The organism is Actinomadura fulvescens (assembly GCF_039533225.1).
Classification (GTDB): Bacteria; Actinomycetota; Actinomycetes; order Streptosporangiales; family Streptosporangiaceae; genus Spirillospora; species Spirillospora fulvescens.
Map to the genome: position 1 here is coordinate 265969 of NZ_BAAATD010000007.1, position 17450 is coordinate 283418.

17 protein-coding genes are annotated in these 17450 nt (G+C 69.3%); 13 read left to right on the top strand and 4 right to left on the bottom strand.

The window, feature by feature from the left end:
• The first annotated feature begins 1124 nt into the window (after positions 1-1124).
• From ABD333_RS26200 to ABD333_RS26210, 3 genes are all read left to right on the top strand, one after another.
• On the top strand, positions 1125-1832 hold the full coding sequence (locus ABD333_RS26200; protein WP_344545090.1) for a hypothetical protein: 708 nt from the start codon (positions 1125-1127) through the stop codon (positions 1830-1832).
• 482 nt (positions 1833-2314) lie between these two features.
• Positions 2315-2596, top strand: coding sequence for a hypothetical protein (locus ABD333_RS26205; RefSeq protein WP_344545091.1), 282 nt, complete (start codon positions 2315-2317; stop codon positions 2594-2596).
• A 45-nt stretch (positions 2597-2641) separates the two neighbouring features.
• Positions 2642-2791, top strand: a complete 150-nt coding sequence (locus ABD333_RS26210; RefSeq protein ID WP_344545093.1) for a hypothetical protein — start codon at positions 2642-2644, stop codon at positions 2789-2791.
• Between the two features lie 60 nt (positions 2792-2851).
• On the opposite strand, the gene ABD333_RS26215 is transcribed toward ABD333_RS26210, so the two are convergent.
• On the bottom strand, positions 2852-3682 hold the full coding sequence (locus tag ABD333_RS26215) for an NAD(P)H-binding protein (protein WP_344545094.1): 831 nt from the start codon (positions 3680-3682) through the stop codon (positions 2852-2854).
• Between the two features lie 83 nt (positions 3683-3765).
• Between ABD333_RS26215 and ABD333_RS26220 the strand changes: the two genes are divergently transcribed.
• Positions 3766-4734: a helix-turn-helix transcriptional regulator gene (locus tag ABD333_RS26220; protein WP_344545096.1), complete on the top strand. Its 969-nt coding sequence runs from the start codon at positions 3766-3768 to the stop codon at positions 4732-4734.
• 108 nt (positions 4735-4842) lie between these two features.
• On the opposite strand, the gene ABD333_RS26225 is transcribed toward ABD333_RS26220, so the two are convergent.
• The gene (locus ABD333_RS26225; RefSeq protein WP_344545098.1) at positions 4843-5100 is read right to left on the bottom strand and encodes a DUF4873 domain-containing protein; all 258 of its coding nucleotides are present in this window, start codon (positions 5098-5100) and stop codon (positions 4843-4845) included.
• A gap of 370 nt (positions 5101-5470) precedes the next feature.
• Between ABD333_RS26225 and kdpF the strand changes: the two genes are divergently transcribed.
• The 6 genes from kdpF to ABD333_RS26255 are packed head-to-tail and all read left to right on the top strand — an operon-like array spanning position 5471 to position 13655.
• Positions 5471-5560 carry a K(+)-transporting ATPase subunit F gene (gene kdpF / locus ABD333_RS26230; protein WP_344545100.1) on the top strand — a complete coding sequence of 30 codons (90 nt, stop codon included), beginning with the start codon at positions 5471-5473 and terminating at the stop codon, positions 5558-5560.
• On the top strand, positions 5560-7227 hold the full coding sequence (kdpA, locus tag ABD333_RS26235; protein ID WP_344545102.1) for a potassium-transporting ATPase subunit KdpA: 1668 nt from the start codon (positions 5560-5562) through the stop codon (positions 7225-7227). Before kdpF ends, kdpA begins: the two co-directional genes overlap by 1 nt.
• On the top strand, positions 7227-9407 hold the full coding sequence (gene kdpB / locus ABD333_RS26240; protein ID WP_344545103.1) for a potassium-transporting ATPase subunit KdpB: 2181 nt from the start codon (positions 7227-7229) through the stop codon (positions 9405-9407). The genes kdpA and kdpB overlap by 1 nt, the downstream gene beginning before the upstream one ends.
• Positions 9407-10324, top strand: coding sequence for a potassium-transporting ATPase subunit C (locus ABD333_RS26245; RefSeq protein WP_344545105.1), 918 nt, complete (start codon positions 9407-9409; stop codon positions 10322-10324). The genes kdpB and ABD333_RS26245 overlap by 1 nt, the downstream gene beginning before the upstream one ends.
• A gap of 35 nt (positions 10325-10359) precedes the next feature.
• Positions 10360-12981: an ATP-binding protein gene (locus tag ABD333_RS26250; RefSeq protein WP_344545107.1), complete on the top strand. Its 2622-nt coding sequence runs from the start codon at positions 10360-10362 to the stop codon at positions 12979-12981.
• Complete coding sequence (locus ABD333_RS26255; protein WP_344545108.1) at positions 12978-13655, top strand: response regulator; 678 nt, start codon at positions 12978-12980, stop codon at positions 13653-13655. Before ABD333_RS26250 ends, ABD333_RS26255 begins: the two co-directional genes overlap by 4 nt.
• 10 nt (positions 13656-13665) lie before the next feature.
• Here ABD333_RS26255 and ABD333_RS26260 read toward each other — a convergent pair whose 3' ends face one another.
• Both ABD333_RS26260 and ABD333_RS26265 read right to left on the bottom strand, forming a co-directional pair.
• Complete coding sequence (locus tag ABD333_RS26260; protein WP_344545109.1) at positions 13666-14154, bottom strand: hypothetical protein; 489 nt, start codon at positions 14152-14154, stop codon at positions 13666-13668.
• 182 nt (positions 14155-14336) lie between these two features.
• Positions 14337-15029 carry a TetR family transcriptional regulator gene (locus tag ABD333_RS26265; protein ID WP_344545111.1) on the bottom strand — a complete coding sequence of 231 codons (693 nt, stop codon included), beginning with the start codon at positions 15027-15029 and terminating at the stop codon, positions 14337-14339.
• A 73-nt stretch (positions 15030-15102) separates the two neighbouring features.
• Here ABD333_RS26265 and ABD333_RS26270 point away from each other — a divergent pair, with 73 nt between their 5' ends.
• The 3 genes from ABD333_RS26270 to ABD333_RS26280 all read left to right on the top strand — a co-directional run bounded on the left by ABD333_RS26270 (position 15103) and on the right by ABD333_RS26280 (position 17435).
• On the top strand, positions 15103-15978 hold the full coding sequence (locus tag ABD333_RS26270; RefSeq protein ID WP_344545113.1) for an alpha/beta hydrolase: 876 nt from the start codon (positions 15103-15105) through the stop codon (positions 15976-15978).
• Between the two features lie 238 nt (positions 15979-16216).
• The gene (locus ABD333_RS26275) at positions 16217-16513 is read left to right on the top strand and encodes a PadR family transcriptional regulator (RefSeq protein ID WP_344545114.1); all 297 of its coding nucleotides are present in this window, start codon (positions 16217-16219) and stop codon (positions 16511-16513) included.
• A gap of 1 nt (position 16514) precedes the next feature.
• Positions 16515-17435, top strand: coding sequence for an HD domain-containing protein (locus ABD333_RS26280; RefSeq protein ID WP_344545116.1), 921 nt, complete (start codon positions 16515-16517; stop codon positions 17433-17435).
• Positions 17436-17450: the final 15 nt, after the last annotated feature.

Sequence of the window (17450 nt, forward strand, 5' to 3'; positions counted from 1 at the left end):
CAGGGAGCCGGCCGGCCGGGGCGGGAGCGGTCGGCGGGAGCCGTCACCGGTGTGGGGTGTCGACCTGGGCGCGATGGCCGGCGCGGGTCCGGGCAGCCGCTGGGCAGCGAGTTGGGCCTGGAACAGGCATGCGGAGTAGGCGTCACTGGCCATCTGCCTTCTCTTCCGAGCGTGGGTCTAGGGGCGACCGTACGGATCTGGGGCCACCGCCCCGGATTGGCTGTCCTCGGGCGGCTAATACGAATCATGGCCCATGTGATCCCGAACATGAGGGGCTTTTTGCCGGACTCGTGGCTACATGTGCAAAAATGAACACTGCGCGGTATGAAACCCCTTCTCGTCTGACCTGTTGCAGGCCGTGTCGACACTGTTCAGACCGGTGGCAAAGCGTTCGGTTCCGTTCGGCCCCGTCCGGTGAGAATTCACGTAATAATCAGACGGGCGGGAAGCTGCGTCATGTGACACATTTCGCAGCTTCCCTGAAATGGGTCGATCCTCCGACCGGCGAACCGACCGGCGGCGGCGGTCCCTCGGCGCGACGAACCTGATGGCGGCAGGGCGACGAGGGGCCGTTGCCCCGGTCTGCCGCCTCGCCACGTCCTCGTATCCCTGCCCCGGGTGCAAACCCGGGCATTTCGGTCGTCGGCGCGTACGGCATCCGCCGATGAGTGGTGCAATGTGTCCAGCTTCGTTCAGTTGGCCATTCTCTTTGTCCGATTTTGGTGCAGGTGGCGCTTGGTCGCCGCGGACCCCCAATGATTTCTGGCGTGGGCGCTCTTCCGGCCGCCCTCCTTCGCACATCCACCCAGAAAGTCATTGCCGATCATGCCGATCACGTCTGCTCACTCCGCGCCCGCGACCAACGGACCCGCAATGTGGTGCGGAACGCCAGGTGGATCGGCGCCTTGGCGGCAAACGGCGGCCGGGCCTCAGCCCCCCATGCCCGGCCCGCGATCCGCTGACGAGGTGGTGATCGGGATGGTCCTGACGGTCACGTGGAGGCTGGTCACCGGCCGCCGCCTGGCGGATCCGGTCTCGCTCCTGCACGACCTGTCCTGTGACCAGCTCATCGACTTCTGGGCCGACGATCACATCGCCCCCCTCGTCCAGACAGGTAACCCACCATGGTCCCGATCAGCACGAGCGACGCACTCTGGTCCACCTCCGGTGCCCTGCACCATGCGATGCTGGCGGCCGACATCGTCGGATTCGGCAGCCACGACCCGGCAGTCCACTCCTATCTGCACACCGCGCTCTACCGAATCATCACCGAGTCCCTCGCCGAGATCGACGTTCCCCTGCAGCACTGCCACCACGAGGACCGCGGCGACGCCATCCTGGTGATCGCGCCCACCCGCATCAGCGTCGAACCCCTGCTCGGACGCTGGCCACACCACCTGCGCGCGGCCCTGCGCCACCACAACCGGATCTCGGCGGCCACGGCGCAGCTGCGACTGCGCGTCGCCGTCAACGCCGGCTACGTCCAGCGCGACGAACACGGCGTCGGCGGCCGCGCCGTCCTGCACCTGTACCGGCTCCTGGACACACCCGCGTTCAAGGCCGCCATCGACGACCACAGCGCCGACCTCGGACTGATCACCTCCCACTACCTCTACCAAGAGATCATCCGAGACGGCCCCGGCCTGATCGACCCCGCCACGTTCACCGCCATCACCGTCGACTCCAAGGAAACCCACGGCCCGGCATGGCTCCAGCTGCCCCCGCCCGCCTCCAGCCGCACACCATCCGCGCCGACGATCGTGTGCGCACCTCCCGGGCCTCGCGTTCCGCTCGGTCGAGAGCCGCGCAGCCGCAGGCCACACCGACAGTGAGAAGCCCGGCACGACCGCGTTCCCGGGACGCCGGTCGCGTGCCGCGTACGTTCAGCTGCCTGGCGGAGGTGACTTACATCGATGGATCGGGCCGAGTTGCCGTTCCTGCATCCAGAGGTAGCCGGGAGCATCCTTGGGGGTGAAGACCACGACCCAGCCTGGAGGGGCGGCCGGACGTGTGAGGACCTCTACGCGGTCGGTCTTCTCGTACGGCCGGCCGTGTCTCTGGCTCAGGGGGTTCCTTCGAGGAGTACATGCGCACATAAGTACCGGCCCGGAGGCCTTCAGACGACGGAAATTCACCAACTCGCCTTGATCGAGACCGGACGCCGCGACCTCGCCACCAGCCTCGGAGGGGAAGCGAGGGCTCACCCGGAGCCTCTCCAGACAGCAGAAAGACGATCGGAACATGCGCAGAGCGAAAGACCTCGCCGCCGTCGCGGTCGCAACGACTTCCCTGATGAGCCTGACGAGCCAAGGGCATGCCGCGCTGGGCCTTCTTGGGAACGTCCTGTCTGAAGGGCAACCCCTACCCGCCCGCCTCCAAGGACGGCCACGGCCGCGTCCGCAACCTGTGGGGTAAGGCGAGCCATGGCTGGCGGCACGTCTCGTTCGCCACCGCCAACCTGTTCCGGACCGGCAAGTTCAAGATCACAAATCGGTGCACCGGTCCCTCCGGCTGGATCTACGGACTCGACCTTCAGGCGAGGCGCTGGGGGTGGGTGAAGTCCAGCGCCCTGCGCGGCAACCCCTGCCACAAGTAGAGCTGGCCCCGCGAATCCGCACTGTGACAGCAGTGTCGAACGGGTGTGAGACAGGACCCCCGAGTCATTCTCGACGCCCTCTTCGACGGCTGGGCCAAGTCCGTAGGCGTGCCCGCCACCGCTCAGCAGATCACTGGACGACCGGCCCGCACGTTCGCGCAGTGGGCCACCGACCACGCCGCCGACTTCGCCTGACTGAAGGCGCGAGGACGCCTCGGCTTGGGCCGTGGGTACGGGCGGCCGGCGTCGGGTGGGTCAGTTCCAGTGGCCTGTGGCGGCGGTCTCGTCGACGTAGTCCTCGAACGGCCTGGGCGGCCGGCCGAGGGCTCGTTGCACGCCGTCGGAGAGCTCGGCGGCCCAGCCGTCGCGGATGGCCGCGTAGAGGCCGGTGAGCAGTCGCGCGCCGTCGCGTGGGACGCCTTGGGCGACCTGTCGCTCGACGAACTCCTCCGGGGCGATGTCGACGTGATGGATCGTGCGGCCGGTGGCCTTGCCGATGAGGTCGACCGCCTCGCCGAAGGAGATCGCCCGCGGGCCGGTCAACTGGTAGGTCCGGCCGCTGTGCCGGTCTTCGGTCAGCGCCGCCGCGCTGACCTCCGCGATGTCTTCGGCGTCGATGAACGGCGTGCGCCCGTCGCCGGTAGGCAGGGCCAGTGTCCCTTCCTGGATTCCCGGCAGGTAGAAGTCCTCGCTGAAGTTCTGTGAGAACCAGGTCGGTCGAAGGATCGTCCAGTCGACGCCGGATTCGCGCACGGCCTGCTCGGCGGCCTTGAGGGGGTGACGGTCGTCGGCCTCCCCGACACCGTGGGCCGACAGGAGCACCAGCCGCCGCACGCCGGCGGCGACCGCTTCGGTCACCAGGCGGGGGAGACGGTGATCGAGGTTCGCCAGCGGGTTGGGCTCCACCAGGTATGCCGCGGTGACACCGTCGAGCGCGGGCGGCCAGGTCGCCGGGTCGTCGAGGTCGAGGCGGACGTCACCGCTGGTGCGGGACGCGGTCCGTACGAGCCGGTCCGCGGCCCGCAGACGCCGGGCGATGCGGCGACCGGTCTTGCCGGTGCCGCCGAGGATGAGGATGTCGGTCATGCCGACGAGCCAACTCCACGGGTCGAAGATGATCCATGGGCGAACGTCACGAAGACCTTTGTGATCGTCTAACGTGCGGAGGCGTGGACGTCCTGAGTGATCTTCTGCAGCGGGCCCGCGCCGGCGATTCGCTGGTCAGGCAGCTGATCCAGCGGCCACCGTGGTCACTGACCTTTGCCGACGTCCCGCAGCTCACGGTCGTGGCCACGCTCGGCGGCCACGCGTCGATCCGGCTCGACGACGCCCACGCGAACGCCGGCGCAACGCAGGTGCGGCTGGCCGCGAGCGACATCGCCCTGATCCGTGGGCCCGGCCGTTACACGATCGCCGATAGCCCGGCCACGCCACCCCAGGTCATCGTCCAAGGGGGAAGGAAATACCGCGTCGGCGGAGGCGAGGAGATAGCGGGCACCCATCGGAGTCTGGCTCCCCGTACCTACGGCGACGGCCTGCCCGGCGCCACCACCATGCTCCGGGGCGCCTACGAACTCCGTGGTGACGTGGGCGACCGCCTGCTGGACCTGCTGCCGCGGCTGGCGGTCGTGCCCGGCGGGCCGCGGACCCGGCCGGCGCTGGATCTGCTCGCCACCGAGGCCGCCTGCGACGAACCCGGCCAGGACGCCGTCCTGTCCCGGCTGCTGGACCTGGTGCTCGTGCTGGCACTGCGGGCATGGTGCGCCCGGCCGGAGGCGACGCTGCCCGCGTGGTACCGGGCACTGGCCGACCCCGCGATCAGCGATGCGCTGCGCCGGCTGCACGACGATCCCGCACATCGGTGGACGATCGCCGAACTGGCCGCCAAGGTCGGCATGTCCCGCGCCGCCTTCGCGGCGCGCTTCACCGGCCTGGTCGGCCAGCCGCCGCTCACCTACCTCACCGGCTGGCGGATGACCTTGGCGGCGGACTTGCTCCATGACACCGAAGCCACGGTCGCCAGCGTGGCCCGTACGGTCGGGTACCAGGACGCCTTCGCCTTCAGCGTCGCCTTCAAACGCGCACGCGGCATCGCTCCCTCTGCCTGGCGCCGCCACGCACGAACACGGGCAAGCTGACCAGCCCGGCGAGGTCGGGCGGGACGGCGTGCGGGCACCCCAACGGGCTCGTTGCCGACGGCCGTGAGGTGGCCGTCGGCGTTCAAGCTCAGCGGTGCGGCGGTCTGCTCAAGGGAACGGCGGCGGGCCGGTTCCGACCAGCGTGATGACGTCGGACCCCGACCAGGCCGCCGAATCGCCGAGCGTGACCTGGGCCTCGCGGCCATCGGGAAACCGCAACGTCCGGTCGTCAAGACCGGTGCCATCGAAGTCGCCGATGGTCGCGGTCCCGGACCATTCCCGCTGCTTGGCGCGCAGATCGACGTAAACCTCGACCTCGGCCCCGTCACTGCTGATGAGCGTGGCCGGCCCCCGGTAGCGGCTCATGCCCGGGTCGTCTCATCGAAGCCGGTGTGAAGTGTGTTCATGAAGACGCACCATAGCCGTCAGGTCGGACGTTCCGCGCCGGGAGTCTGCGGCGGCCCCGCGTGACCGGGTCGGTTCGGTGCTCGGCGTTAGGACGGCGTTAAGCGCCGATCGAACGGCGCTAAGAAGCCGTCAAGACGACCCAAACCCCCATCTATCAGGCGCTTTACTTCACGCGAACCCCCGGGGAGGCGGGGTCGGGTGATGGACCGCCCTGGTCTCCGGCGAATCGACAAAAGGAACCGACAACGATGCACGACGTGGCGTTCGTCCTGCTGACAGTGGCGGTCTTCGCCCTGCTCGGCCTGCTGGTAAAGGGAGTGGAGAAGCTGTGACCGCCGAGAACGTGATCGGCTTGATCCTCGCGGCGGGACTGATCGGCTTTCTGATCGCCGCCCTGCTGTATCCGGAGCGCTTCTAGTGAGTACGACCGCAGCGGGGATCGTCTTCATCGGATCCCTCGTCGTCGCGGTGGCCGTGGTCTACCGGCCGCTGGGCGACTACATGTACCGCGTCTACAGCGGCACGTCGCACACCCGCGTGGAGCGCGTGATCTACAGGCTGGTCGGTGTCAAGCCGGACGCCGAGCAGACCTGGGGCGTCTACGCCCGCAGCGTGCTGGCGTTCTCTGCCGTCGGCATCCTGTTCCTGTATCTGTTCCAGCGGGTGCAAAACAAGCTGCTGTTGTCGCTGGGCTTCGACCCGGTCAAGCCTGACCAGGCGTGGAACACCGCCGTCAGTTTCGTGACCAACACCAACTGGCAGTCCTACTCCGGCGAGTCGACGATGGGCCATCTGGTGCAGATGGCCGGACTGGCGGTGCAGAACTTCGTTTCGGCCGCGGTCGGCATGTGCGTCGCGATCGCGCTGGTACGGGGCTTGGCCCGGAGGAAGACCGAGCACCTCGGCAACTTCTGGGTGGACCTGACGCGCGGGTCGGTCCGGATTCTGCTGCCTCTCGCGTTCGCCGGGGCCATCGTGCTGATCAGCGGCGGGGTGGTGCAGAACTTCTGGAACGCCCAGGACCACGTCGTCGACACGGTCGCGGGCGGGCGGCAGGCCATCACGGGCGGGCCGGTGGCGAGCCAGGAGGTCATCAAGGAGCTCGGCACCAACGGCGGGGGCTTCTACAACGCCAACTCCGCCCACCCGTTCGAGAACGGCACGTCCTGGACGAACTGGTTCGAGATCCTCCTGATCCTGGTGATCCCGTTCTCGTTGTGCCGCACGTTCGGCCGGATGGTCGGGCAGAACCGGCAGGGCTACGCGATCGCCGCGGTGATGGCCACGATCGCGGTCATCAGCGTCGGGCTGACCAACGCGTTCCAGCTGATGCACCACGGAACGGTGCCGACCGCGATCGGGGCCTCGATGGAGGGGGTCGAAACGCGGTTCGGGGTGGCCGGCTCCGCGACGTTCGCCGCGTCCACCACGCTCACCTCGACCGGCGCCGTGAACTCCTTCCACGACTCCTACACGAGCCTGGGCGGCATGATGACGCTGTTCAACATGATGCTCGGCGAGGTCGCTCCGGGCGGTGCCGGGGCCGGGCTGTACGGCATGCTCGTGCTCGCGGTGATCACAGTCTTCGTGGCCGGGCTGATGGTCGGCCGCACGCCCGAGTACCTGGGCAAGAAGATCGGCAGCCGTGAGATCAAGTTCGCGGCGATGTACTTCCTCATCACGCCGATCCTCGTCCTCGGCGGTACGGCGATCGCGATGGCGACCGGGAACGGACGCGCCGCGATGCTCAACGGCGGCGCGCACGGCTTCAGCGAGGTCCTCTACGCGTTCACCTCCGCCTCGAACAACAACGGGTCGGCGTTCGCGGGCCTGACGGTCAACACCGTCTGGTACGACACCGCGCTCGGCCTCTGCATGGCGTTCGGCCGCTTCCTGCCGATCATCTTCGTGCTGGCGCTGGCGGGCTCGCTGGCCGGGCAGGGCCGCACACCCGAATCCGAGGGCACGCTGCCCACCTACCGGCCGCAGTTCGTCGGCATGGTCGTCGGCGTGACGGTCGTCCTCGTCGCGCTCACCTTCCTCCCGGCGCTCGCGCTCGGGCCGTTGGCTGAAGGACTCCACTGATGGCAACACAGACGATGAGCCCCGAGCAGGCCTCGCCGAACCCGCCGGCCCCGAGGCGCGGCGGCACGGTGAGCGGCGGCCTGCTCGATCCACGGCAGCTGCTGAGGTCGCTGCCGGACGCGGTCACGAAGCTGAACCCGCGCACCCTGTGGCGCAACCCGGTCATGCTGATCGTGGAGATCGGTGCGGTGTGGACAACGATCCTGGCCGTTCTCGATCCGAGTGCGTTCGCCTGGCTGATCGTGGTGTGGCTGTGGCTGACCGTTCTTTTCGCGAACGTGGCGGAGGCGGTGGCCGAGGGCCGCGGCAAGGCGCAGGCCGACTCGTTGCGCAAGGCCAAGACCGACGCGGTCGCGCGTCGCCTGATCGGCTGGGCGCCCGGCCGCACCGGTCAGGCGGGCGAGGAGCGGGTGGGCGCGCCCGAACTGCGGCAGGGCGACCACGTGATCGTCGAGGCGGGGGAGATCATTCCCGGGGACGGTGACGTCGTCGAGGGCATCGCCAGCGTGGACGAGTCGGCGATCACCGGTGAGTCGGCCCCGGTCATCCGGGAGTCGGGCGGCGACCGGTCGGCCGTCACCGGCGGCACCAAGGTGCTGTCCGACCAGATCATCGTGAAGATCACGCAGAAGCCCGGTGAGTCGTTCCTCGACCGGATGATCGCGCTGGTGGAGGGGTCGAGCCGGCAGAAGACGCCGAACGAGATCGCGCTGAACATCCTGCTGGCCGCGCTCACGATCATCTTCCTGCTGGCGGTCGCGACGCTCCAGCCGATGGCGATCTACGCCAAGAGCGCCAACCCCGGCGTGGCCGACACCTCCGCACTGGGCTCCCACGGCGTCACCGGCGTCGTGCTGGTCTCGCTGCTGGTGTGCCTGATCCCCACGACGATCGGGGCGCTGCTGAGCGCGATCGGCATCGCGGGCATGGACCGGCTCGTCCAGCGCAACGTCCTCGCGATGAGCGGACGCGCCGTCGAGGCGGCGGGCGATGTCGACACCCTGCTGCTCGACAAGACCGGCACCATCACGCTGGGCAACCGGCAGGCCGCCGAGTTGCTCCCCGTCGAGGGTGTGACGGAGGAAGAGCTGGCGGACGCGGCGCAGCTGTCCAGCCTGGCCGACGAGACGCCCGAGGGGCGTTCGGTCGTGGTGTTCGCCAAGCAGCGTTACGGCCTGCGGGAACGTTCCGCGGGCGAGCTGACCCACGCCACGTGGGTGCCGTTCACCGCACAGACCCGGATGTCGGGTGTCGACCTTGACGAGCTCGGCGACGGCAAGCCGGACCGTTGGCTCCGCAAGGGCGCGGCCGGGGCGGTCGCGGACTGGGTGCGCGAGCAGGGCGGCACCGTTCCGGCGTCGCTCGGCCAGATCGTGGACGGCGTCTCGGCTTCGGGCGGCACGCCGCTCGTGGTCGGGGAGAAGTCGAACGGGACCGTGCGCGTCCTGGGTGTGATCCACCTGAAGGACGTGGTGAAGGCGGGCATGCGGGAGCGGTTCGACGAGATGCGCCGGATGGGCATCCGCACCGTCATGATCACGGGTGACAACCCGCTGACCGCCAAGGCCATCGCCGACGAGGCCGGGGTGGACGGCTTCCTGGCCGAGGCCAGGCCCGAGGACAAGATGGCCCTGATCAAGAAGGAGCAGGAGGGCGGCCGGCTGGTGGCCATGACCGGTGACGGCACCAACGACGCTCCGGCGCTGGCGCGGGCGGACGTGGGGGTGGCGATGAACACCGGCACCTCGGCCGCCAAGGAGGCCGGGAACATGGTCGATCTGGACTCCGACCCCACCAAGCTGATCGAGATCGTCGAGATCGGCAAGCAGCTGCTCATCACCCGAGGCGCGCTGACGACCTTCTCGATCGCCAACGACATCGCCAAGTACTTCGCGATCATTCCCGCGCTGTTCGTGACGGTGTTCCCGGGCCTGGACGCCCTCAACATCATGCGCCTGCACAGCCCGCAGTCGGCGATCCTGTCGGCGGTCGTCTTCAACGCACTGGTCATCGTCGCGCTGATCCCGCTCGCGCTGCGCGGCGTGAAGTACCGCCCCAGCAGCGCGTCCAAGCTCCTGTCTCGCAACCTCTACGTCTACGGCCTGGGCGGCATCATCGCGCCGTTCATCGGCATCAAGATCATCGACCTCATCGTCCAGTTCCTTCCGGGGATGTCCTAATGCGCCTGCCCGTCTGGGTCCGGCAGCACCTGGCCGCGCTCCGCGCGCTGCTCGTCTTCACCGTGCTGCTCGGCATCGTCTACCCGCTGGCCGTCTTCACGGTCGCCCAGCTCCCTGGCCTGAAACACAAGGCCAACGGCTCCATCGTCACGGTGAACGGCCGGGCCGTCGGCTCGTCCGGCATCGGCCAGGCCTTCACCGACGCCGACGGCGACCCGCTCAAGCAGTACTTCCAGAGCCGTCCCTCCAACGCCGGTGACGGCTACGACCCGACGGCCAGCTCGGCGAGCAACCTCGGCCCGGAGAGCATCGTCGACACCCTGCCCGACCCCAAGCTCGTCACTGCCGGCAAGGAGGACGAGAACGCCGAGCAGAGCCTGCTCACCCAGGTCTGTGAACGCAGCAAGGCAGCCGGTGAGCTCGACGGCGTGGACGGCTCCCGTCCGTTCTGCACCAAAGGGGGCGTCGGCGCGGTGCTGGCCGTCTTCGGTGAACGCACCACCGCCGGCGCCGTGCCGCACCCGACCCGCGTCGTCAGCCTGAACGAACAGGAAGGCGTGGTGAAGGCGCCCTTCGTCGCGACCTATCAGGGAGTGAGGGTCGAGCTGGCCAAGTTCGGTGAGGACTACGCCAAGGGTCTGCTCGTGCCGATCAAGGGCAACGCGCCCGCCAAGCCGGCCGTTCCGCCCGACGCGGTCACCGGCAGCGGCAGCGGCCTGGACCCGCACATCTCCCCGGAGTACGCGGCCATCCAGATCAAGCGCGTCGCCCAGTCACGCGGCATCTCGCCCGTCCAGGTCGAGAAGCTGGTCAAGGAGCACCAGACCGGCCGCGCCCTCGGCTTCATGGGCGAGCCCACGGTCAACGTCCTCAAGCTCAACCTGGCACTCGACAAGCAGTATCCGGTCCGCCGGTAACCGCTGCGATGGCGACACCCGACAGGGGAAGTGTGATGGGCCGAGGGCGGCTGCGAATCTACCTCGGGGCGGCGCCTGGGGTAGGCAAGACCTACGCCATGCTTGCCGAGGGCGCCCGGCGCCTGGCCCGGGGGACCGATGTGGTGGTCGGGTACGTCGAGACCCACGACCGTCCCAAGACCGCCGGGCTCGTAAAAGGCCTGGAGGTCGTGCCGCGCAAGGCCATGTCCTACCGGGGAACGGCCTTCACCGAGCTGGACGTGGACGCGGTCATCGCGCGCGCCCCTCAGGTCGCCCTGGTCGACGAGCTGGCGCACACCAACGTGCCGGGCGGCCGCAACGACAAGCGCTGGCAGGACGTCGAGGCGATCCTCGACGCCGGCATCGACGTCATCACGACCGTCAACGTCCAGCACCTGGAGTCGGTCAACGACGTCGTCGAGCAGATCACCGGCGTTCCGCAACGCGAGACCGTGCCCGACGAGGTGGTACGGCGGGCCGACCAGGTCGAGCTGGTCGACATGACACCCGAGGCACTGCGCCGCCGGATGGCGCACGGCAACATCTACGCCCCCGAAAAGATCGACGCCGCGCTCGGCAACTACTTCCGCGTCGGCAACCTGACCGCGCTGCGCGAGCTCGCGCTGCTGTGGCTGGCCGGCAAGGTCGACGACCAGCTCGACCGCTACCGGGCCGACCACGACATCCAGCGCACCTGGGAGGCCCGCGAACGCGTCGTCGTCGCCCTCACCGGCGGCCCCGAGGGCGACACCCTGATCCGCAGGGCCGCCCGCATCGCCGACCGCGGCAAGGGCGCCGACCTGCTGGCCGTCCACGTGACGCGCAGCGACGGCCTCACCGACGCCGACCCCGCCAACCTCACCCGCCAGCGAGCCCTCGTCGAAAGCCTCGGCGGCACCTACCACCAGGTCGTCGGCACCAACGTCCCGGACGCGGTCCTGGACTTCGCCCGCGGCGTCAACGCCACCCAGCTCGTCCTCGGCGCGTCCCGGCGCGGTCGCGTCGCGCAGATCTTCTCGCGCGGCGTCGGCGTCACCACCACCGCCCGCTCCGGGCCGATCGACGTGCACCTCGTCACCCACGAAGAGGTGAACCAGGGCCGCCGCTGGAAGGCGCTGCGTTCGGCGTGGGGTGTGCCCGCCAAGCGCCGGAACGCCGGGTTCGTACTGGCCGCCGTCCTGCTGTCGCTGCTCACGCTGGTCCTGGACCAGGCCCGCGGAACGGTTTCGCTGACGAGCGACATCCTGATCTTCCAGGCGGCGGTGATCGGGGTGGCGCTGGTCGGCGGGCTCTACCCGGCGCTGTTCGCGGCGATCACCGGCTCACTGCTGCTCAACTACTACTTCACCCCGCCGCTCCACACGTTCACCGTGCACGCCCCCGAGGCGTTCTTCCAGCTGGTGGTCTATGTGGTGGTCGGCGTCACGGTCAGCACGATCGTCGACCTCACCGCGCGCAGGAGCCGGCAGGTCGCCCAGGCCCAGACCGACTCCCAGATCCTGTCGACGCTGGCCGGCGACATCCTGCGCGGCGATTCGGCGACCGGCCGCGACCGCCGCGCCCTCGTCGAGATCATGGAGCGGCTGCGCGAGACCTTTGCCCTCGAAACGGTGACGCTGCTGGAGCGCGGCCCCGGCGAACCGGTCGCGCACCGCGGCCCCGGCTCCTGGCTCGTCGCCGCGAGCGTCGGCGGTGCCCCCTGCACCAGCCCGGACAAGGGCGAGTCCGACGTCCTGATCGACGACACCCTGGCCCTCGTCCTGCGCGGCCGTGCCCTGCCCGCCTCCGATCGCCGCGTGCTGGAGGCGTTCGCCGCTCAGGCGGCCGTCGCACTGCGGCACCAGCGGCTCGCCGAGGCCGCCGAACAGGTACGCCCGCTCGCCGCGGCCGACAAGATGCGCACCGCACTGCTCAACGCCGTCAGCCACGACCTGCGCACACCCCTCGCCTCGGCCAAGGCCGCCGTCGACAGCCTCCGCAGCCCCGACGTGAGCTGGAGCGAAGAGGACCAGGACGAGCTCGTCGCCACCGCCGCCGCATCCCTGGACCGGCTGGACCGCCTCGTCGCCAACCTGCTCGACATGAGCCGGCTCCAGGCGGGCTCGCTCGGCATGTCACTGCGGAAGGTGGCGGCCGAGGACGCTGTTCCCCGTGCCCTCGCCGACGTCGCGGACGCCGACGTCGAACTCCGCATCCCCGAAGGACTGCCGGAGATGGTGGCCGACCCCGCCTTGCTGGAACGGGTCCTGGTCAACCTCATCGCCAACGCGGTCCGCTACAACCCTGCCGGAACGCCGGTGCTGGTCACCGCGAGCGCCCATGCCGAACGTCTCGAACTGCGCGTCATCGACCGGGGCCCAGGCATCTCGCCCGAGGACCGCGACCGCGTCTTCGAGCCGTTCCAGCGGCTCGGCGATCGCGACAACCACACCGGCGTCGGCCTCGGACTCGCCCTGTCGCGCGGGCTCACCGAAGCGATGGGCGGCTCGATGAGGATCGAGGAAACGCCGGGCGGAGGTCTGACGATGGTGCTCGACCTGCCCACCCGCCAGCCCGAGGACGCCGGCCCGGCGATGCTCGACCGGGCCGCCGCGTGGCGAGACCCGATCGGTGCCGAGCAAGGAGAACGGCTGTGACCCGAGTGCTGGTGGTCGACGACTCGCCGCAGATCGTGGCGACCCTGCGCCTCAACCTGAAGGCCCGTCAGTACGACGTCCAGGTCGCGGCCGACGGCGGGCAGGCCCTCACCCAGGCCGCGGACTGGCATCCGGACCTGGTCATTCTCGACCTCGGACTGCCCGACCTGGACGGTGTCGACGTCATCCGCGGCCTGCGCGGCTGGAGCGAAGCACCGATCATCGTGCTGTCCGGACGGACCGGAAGCAAGGACAAGGTCGACGCCCTGGACGCCGGTGCCGACGACTACGTCACCAAACCCTTCGGCGTGGACGAACTGCTGGCCCGGATCAGGGCCATCACCAGACGCGCCCCCGCCGACGAGTCACCCCCCACCGTTCAGCTCGGCCCGTACCGCATCGACCTGGCACGCAAAGCCGTGACCGGAGCCGCAGGCACCACCGTCCACCTCACACCGACCGAGTGGGGCATCATCGAGCTACTCGTTCGCAACCCCGGCAAGCTGATCTCACAACGCCGGCTGCTCACCGAGGTGTGGGGTCCCCTCTATCTCAAGGAGACCCACTACCTGCGGGTCTACCTGGCCTCGCTGCGCCGGAAGCTGGAAGCCGACCCGTCCCGCCCCCGCCACCTCATCACCGAACCCGGCATGGGCTACCGCTTCGAACCGTAAGCGAGGGGGGTTACTTGCTGCACTTGACGCGGAGGTTGAAGCGGTCGGTGGTGCAGGCTTGAACATTGACGTTGCGGACCCCGCTGAAGCTGCCGCGGGAACTCCAGGCGCCACCGGCCTCCTGGCCCTTCTTCTTCGCGGTGGCGATGTACTTGCCCCACGACTCCGACCCTCCGGTGCGGGTGCGGTACTGATGGACGACTCGGAGGGCCGCGCGCTTGCTGTCGCCGGCGGTGTCCCACACGGTGCCGCCCACGGACGCGTGGTACCAGCCCTTGCGCTTGGTCGGCTTCCAGCAGACCCTCGCGCTGATTGACGCGCCCTTCACCGACTTACGCGCGTCCCAGCATCGCCAGCCGGCGGCGCGCATGGACGTATCGGCCTTTGCGGCCGCAGGGCGAGCGGTGTCGGCGGTGGCCGAGGCCGGTAGGGCCACAAGCCCCCCGGTGAACATCGTCCCCAGAGCACCGACCGCGGTCAGAGTCGTGAGCTTGCGCATGGAGTACCTCCTTGGATGGGGTAACGGAGTCAATCAAGGGGCCGTCTCCGCAACACCTCCAGATCATCTCCGCACCAGGTCATACCGAGATCGGCACGACCAGAGTGCCGACGGGGGAGCGGGCGCCATGATCATCCCATGGCACCCTGAACGGTCGTATTCTCACATCCTATGTCTCACAATCAGGTTTTGAGATTCCGGTAGACGGTGGCGCGGGAGACGCCGAAACGGGCGGCGAGGTCCTCGGCCCCGTGGCCCGTCGCGTGAAGGGAGCGCAGCCGTTCGGACTGCTCCTCGTTCAGTGCCGCCGGGCGCCCGCCGCCATGCCCGCGCGGCTGTGGTGGCGGCGCGTCCAGGAGGGCCCACGCGCCGTCCAGGATGAGCCGCCGGAGCTCTCGCGCCGGCACGTGATGGAAGGCGACGATCGGATCGCCCAGACCCGCCACCACCTGCGCGGCGCGGACACGCCGCTCCAGCCGCCGGTCGGGCCCGCAGACCAGGTCGTTGGCCAGCAGCAGGATGGCCTTGAAACGCTCGGCCACCGGGGCCTGGACCAGCAGTGTCATGTCCCGGACCAGCATGACCAGGGTGTGCCGGTGCCGGAGGCTGACGTCCACGTACCCCTCGATGGCCTCGCGCCGGACGGTCTCCGGGTCCTCGTGCCGCTCGGCTTCGGCGAGCACGGCCTCCAGCTCGTCCAGGACGGGCAGCGTCAGGTTCTGCAGGATCTCGTCCTTGGACGCGAAGTGGTAGTAGAGGGCGGCCTTGGTGATGCCGACCTTCTGCGCGATCGCCTGCATCGAGGTCGCGCGGAAGCCGCGTTCCGCGAACAGTTCGCCCGCCGCGTCCAGGATCCGCCGTGGCGTATCGTTCATCACTCTCCCTTACCGTGAGTCTAACGGAGCTGCTACTCTCCTTACCGGCGGTAAGTAGACGAAGGGAACGGTCATGGCCGATCACGTCACGTTCGGTGCCGGATGCGCGGGACGTCTGTTCCTTCCGGAAAGCGACAGCGGGCGTGTTCCCTGCGTGGTGCTCTGCCACGGGTTCAGCGGAACGATGGATCGTCTGTTCCCGCACGCCGAGGCGTTCGCCGCCGCCGGGCTGGCGGCACTGGTCTTCGACTACCGCAACTTCGGTGAGAGCGCCGGGGAACCCCGGCAGTTCGTCGACATCGACGGCCAGCAGGAGGACATCCGGGCCGCGGTCACATTCGTCCGCGGCCACGGGCGCGTCGACCCCGACCGCATCCTGCTTTGGGGAAACTCGCTGGGCGGAGCACACGCCATCAACGTCGCCGCCCACGCCCCGCACATCGCCGCCGTGGTCGCGCAGATCCCGTACAACGGCTTCCCGCGCAAGGTCGAGGGCCGGTCGGCCTGGGCCACACTCCGGCTCCAGGGCGCCATTCTCTGGGACGCCCTGCGCGGCCGACTCGGGCTGAGCCCGTACTACATCCCCATGATCGGTGCGCCCGGCGAGCTCGCCGTGACCGCGACGGCCGAGGCCGAACAGCACATCAGGACGCTCGCCGGAGAAGAGGCGCAAACCCTCTGGCGCAACGACGTCGCGCCGCGGGCATTCCTGCGCATGGCGCGCTACCGCCCGGCTCCTGAACGGCTGCGCGCACCGCTCCTGGTCTGCATCGCGGCCCAGGACCACGAGACACCGGAAGAGAAGACCCGCGTCCTGGCCGAACGCGCCCCCAACGGTGAGCTGAAGCGTTACCCGGGAACGCACTTCAGCTTCTACACCGACCCCGCGATCAGAGACAAAGCCCTGTCAGACCAGATCGCCTTCTTCGCCGAGTCCACCTCCGGTTGATCTGTCCCGGCCGCGGGATCAGCCCGGCCCGCGCCAGGGCCGGCCGAGGGCTCGTCGCTGGCATCGAAGAGCGGGTGACGGTGGCTCATGGTGTCCTTCGTGGCATTGGAGCGGCTGGGCTGGTGGCGAGGCTTGAGGCGGTTTGGTGCGCCGGGCAGGCAAGGGAGCGCTGACCGTTCGGTGACTGTCGGCCGTCCTCGCTGCCGGTGATACTCGACCTATGTCGGATAAGCCGCGTATGACGAAGCCGACGATCAAGGTCCTGGAGGCGTTGCTGGTCGATCCGGCGCGCGAGTACTACGGGCTGGAGTTGCGTACGGCCACCGGAGTCGGCAACGGGACGCTGTACCCGCGCTTGGCCGAGCTGGAGAGTTACGGCTGGCTGGAGAGTCGCTGGGAGATCCCGGAGGTGCCAGGCGGCCGGCCGCCACGGCGCTACTACCGGCTCACCGATGAAGGCGCCGCCCGCGCGCGCGCCGAACTGGCTCGTGTATCCAGGCGCACGGGACGCCTGCGCGCCCTCTCGGGAGGCTGAGATGGACGCCACGCTGGCCCCGCTGATCGAACGCTTGCGTGACCGCTTCTCCGAAGACGAACTTCGGCAGGTCGAACGTGCTCATGCCGCCGCAGCCTTCTGGCACGAGGGTCAGTACAGGCTGAGTGGCGATCCCTACATCACCCATGTCGTGCAGGTGGCGATCCTTGCCGCAGAGGCCGGAAGCGACCATCGGATGGTCTGCGCGGCGCTTCTGCACGACGTTCTGCAAGACACTGACATGGGCACGGCCGAGCTTCGCGCCCGGTTCGGTGACGAGATCTGTTACCTCGTCGAGGAGCTCACCCGGCACTCCAGCGCGCGGACGGAGCCGGTCGACGAGCGGGTGCTGCTGCTCCGGCTCCTGGACCGCCTGCACAACATGCGCACGCTGCAGTACCTGCCGGCGGAGAAGCAGCTCGCCAGGTCCGTTCACACTCTGGAGCGGCTGGTTCCCGTTGCTCGCAGGTCCTGTCCCGCCTGGGTGGCGGTCGAGCTCGAAACGCTCGCGCGCTCGCGGCTGCGGCCCGGTCTGGGCTTTCTGGTCGTGCAGGCCGCGTCCGTGATTCTGCCTGCCGGAGCCAGACGTCGTTACCTGAACGAGTGGCGCGCCGAGCTCGCGGCTCTGCCGCAGGGACGCCGCACCTACCTCGCCGAACTCTTCCTCGCCCTGCCGGCGCTCGCCTGGGTGCTGTGGCGTCCTGCCGCGGTGAGAGTGCTCGCCGTGCCCTTCCGTACGCCGCTGCGCCCCTGGCTGCTGACCTCCCCCCTGCTGGTGTGGCTCACCTGGCAGGCCGCGCGGTCGAGTCTGGCCGAGGCGCTCATGTTCGTGCTCACCGTCCCACCGGTGCTGTCCGCCGCCTTCTCGCGCCTGCGCGCCCGACTGGGCCTGGACCCAGGGTCGAACGGCTGCCAGAGGTAGGTGTCGGCGGCGCGG

What these genes read in the sequence shown, in the direction of transcription:
- ABD333_RS26200 (WP_344545090.1), top strand. Translation starts at nt 1,125, where the DNA reads ATGGTCCCGATCAGCACGAGCGACGCACTCTGGTCCACCTCCGGTGCC.
- ABD333_RS26205 (WP_344545091.1), top strand. Translation starts at nt 2,315, where the DNA reads ATGCCGCGCTGGGCCTTCTTGGGAACGTCCTGTCTGAAGGGCAACCCC.
- ABD333_RS26215 (WP_344545094.1), bottom strand. Translation starts at nt 3,682, where the DNA reads ATGACCGACATCCTCATCCTCGGCGGCACCGGCAAGACCGGTCGCCGC.
- ABD333_RS26225 (WP_344545098.1), bottom strand. Translation starts at nt 5,100, where the DNA reads ATGAGCCGCTACCGGGGGCCGGCCACGCTCATCAGCAGTGACGGGGCC.
- kdpB (WP_344545103.1), top strand. Translation starts at nt 7,227, where the DNA reads ATGGCAACACAGACGATGAGCCCCGAGCAGGCCTCGCCGAACCCGCCG.
- ABD333_RS26245 (WP_344545105.1), top strand. Translation starts at nt 9,407, where the DNA reads ATGCGCCTGCCCGTCTGGGTCCGGCAGCACCTGGCCGCGCTCCGCGCG.
- ABD333_RS26250 (WP_344545107.1), top strand. Translation starts at nt 10,360, where the DNA reads ATGGGCCGAGGGCGGCTGCGAATCTACCTCGGGGCGGCGCCTGGGGTA.
- ABD333_RS26260 (WP_344545109.1), bottom strand. Translation starts at nt 14,154, where the DNA reads ATGCGCAAGCTCACGACTCTGACCGCGGTCGGTGCTCTGGGGACGATG.
- ABD333_RS26265 (WP_344545111.1), bottom strand. Translation starts at nt 15,029, where the DNA reads ATGAACGATACGCCACGGCGGATCCTGGACGCGGCGGGCGAACTGTTC.
- ABD333_RS26270 (WP_344545113.1), top strand. Translation starts at nt 15,103, where the DNA reads ATGGCCGATCACGTCACGTTCGGTGCCGGATGCGCGGGACGTCTGTTC.
- ABD333_RS26275 (WP_344545114.1), top strand. Translation starts at nt 16,217, where the DNA reads ATGACGAAGCCGACGATCAAGGTCCTGGAGGCGTTGCTGGTCGATCCG.
- ABD333_RS26280 (WP_344545116.1), top strand. Translation starts at nt 16,515, where the DNA reads ATGGACGCCACGCTGGCCCCGCTGATCGAACGCTTGCGTGACCGCTTC.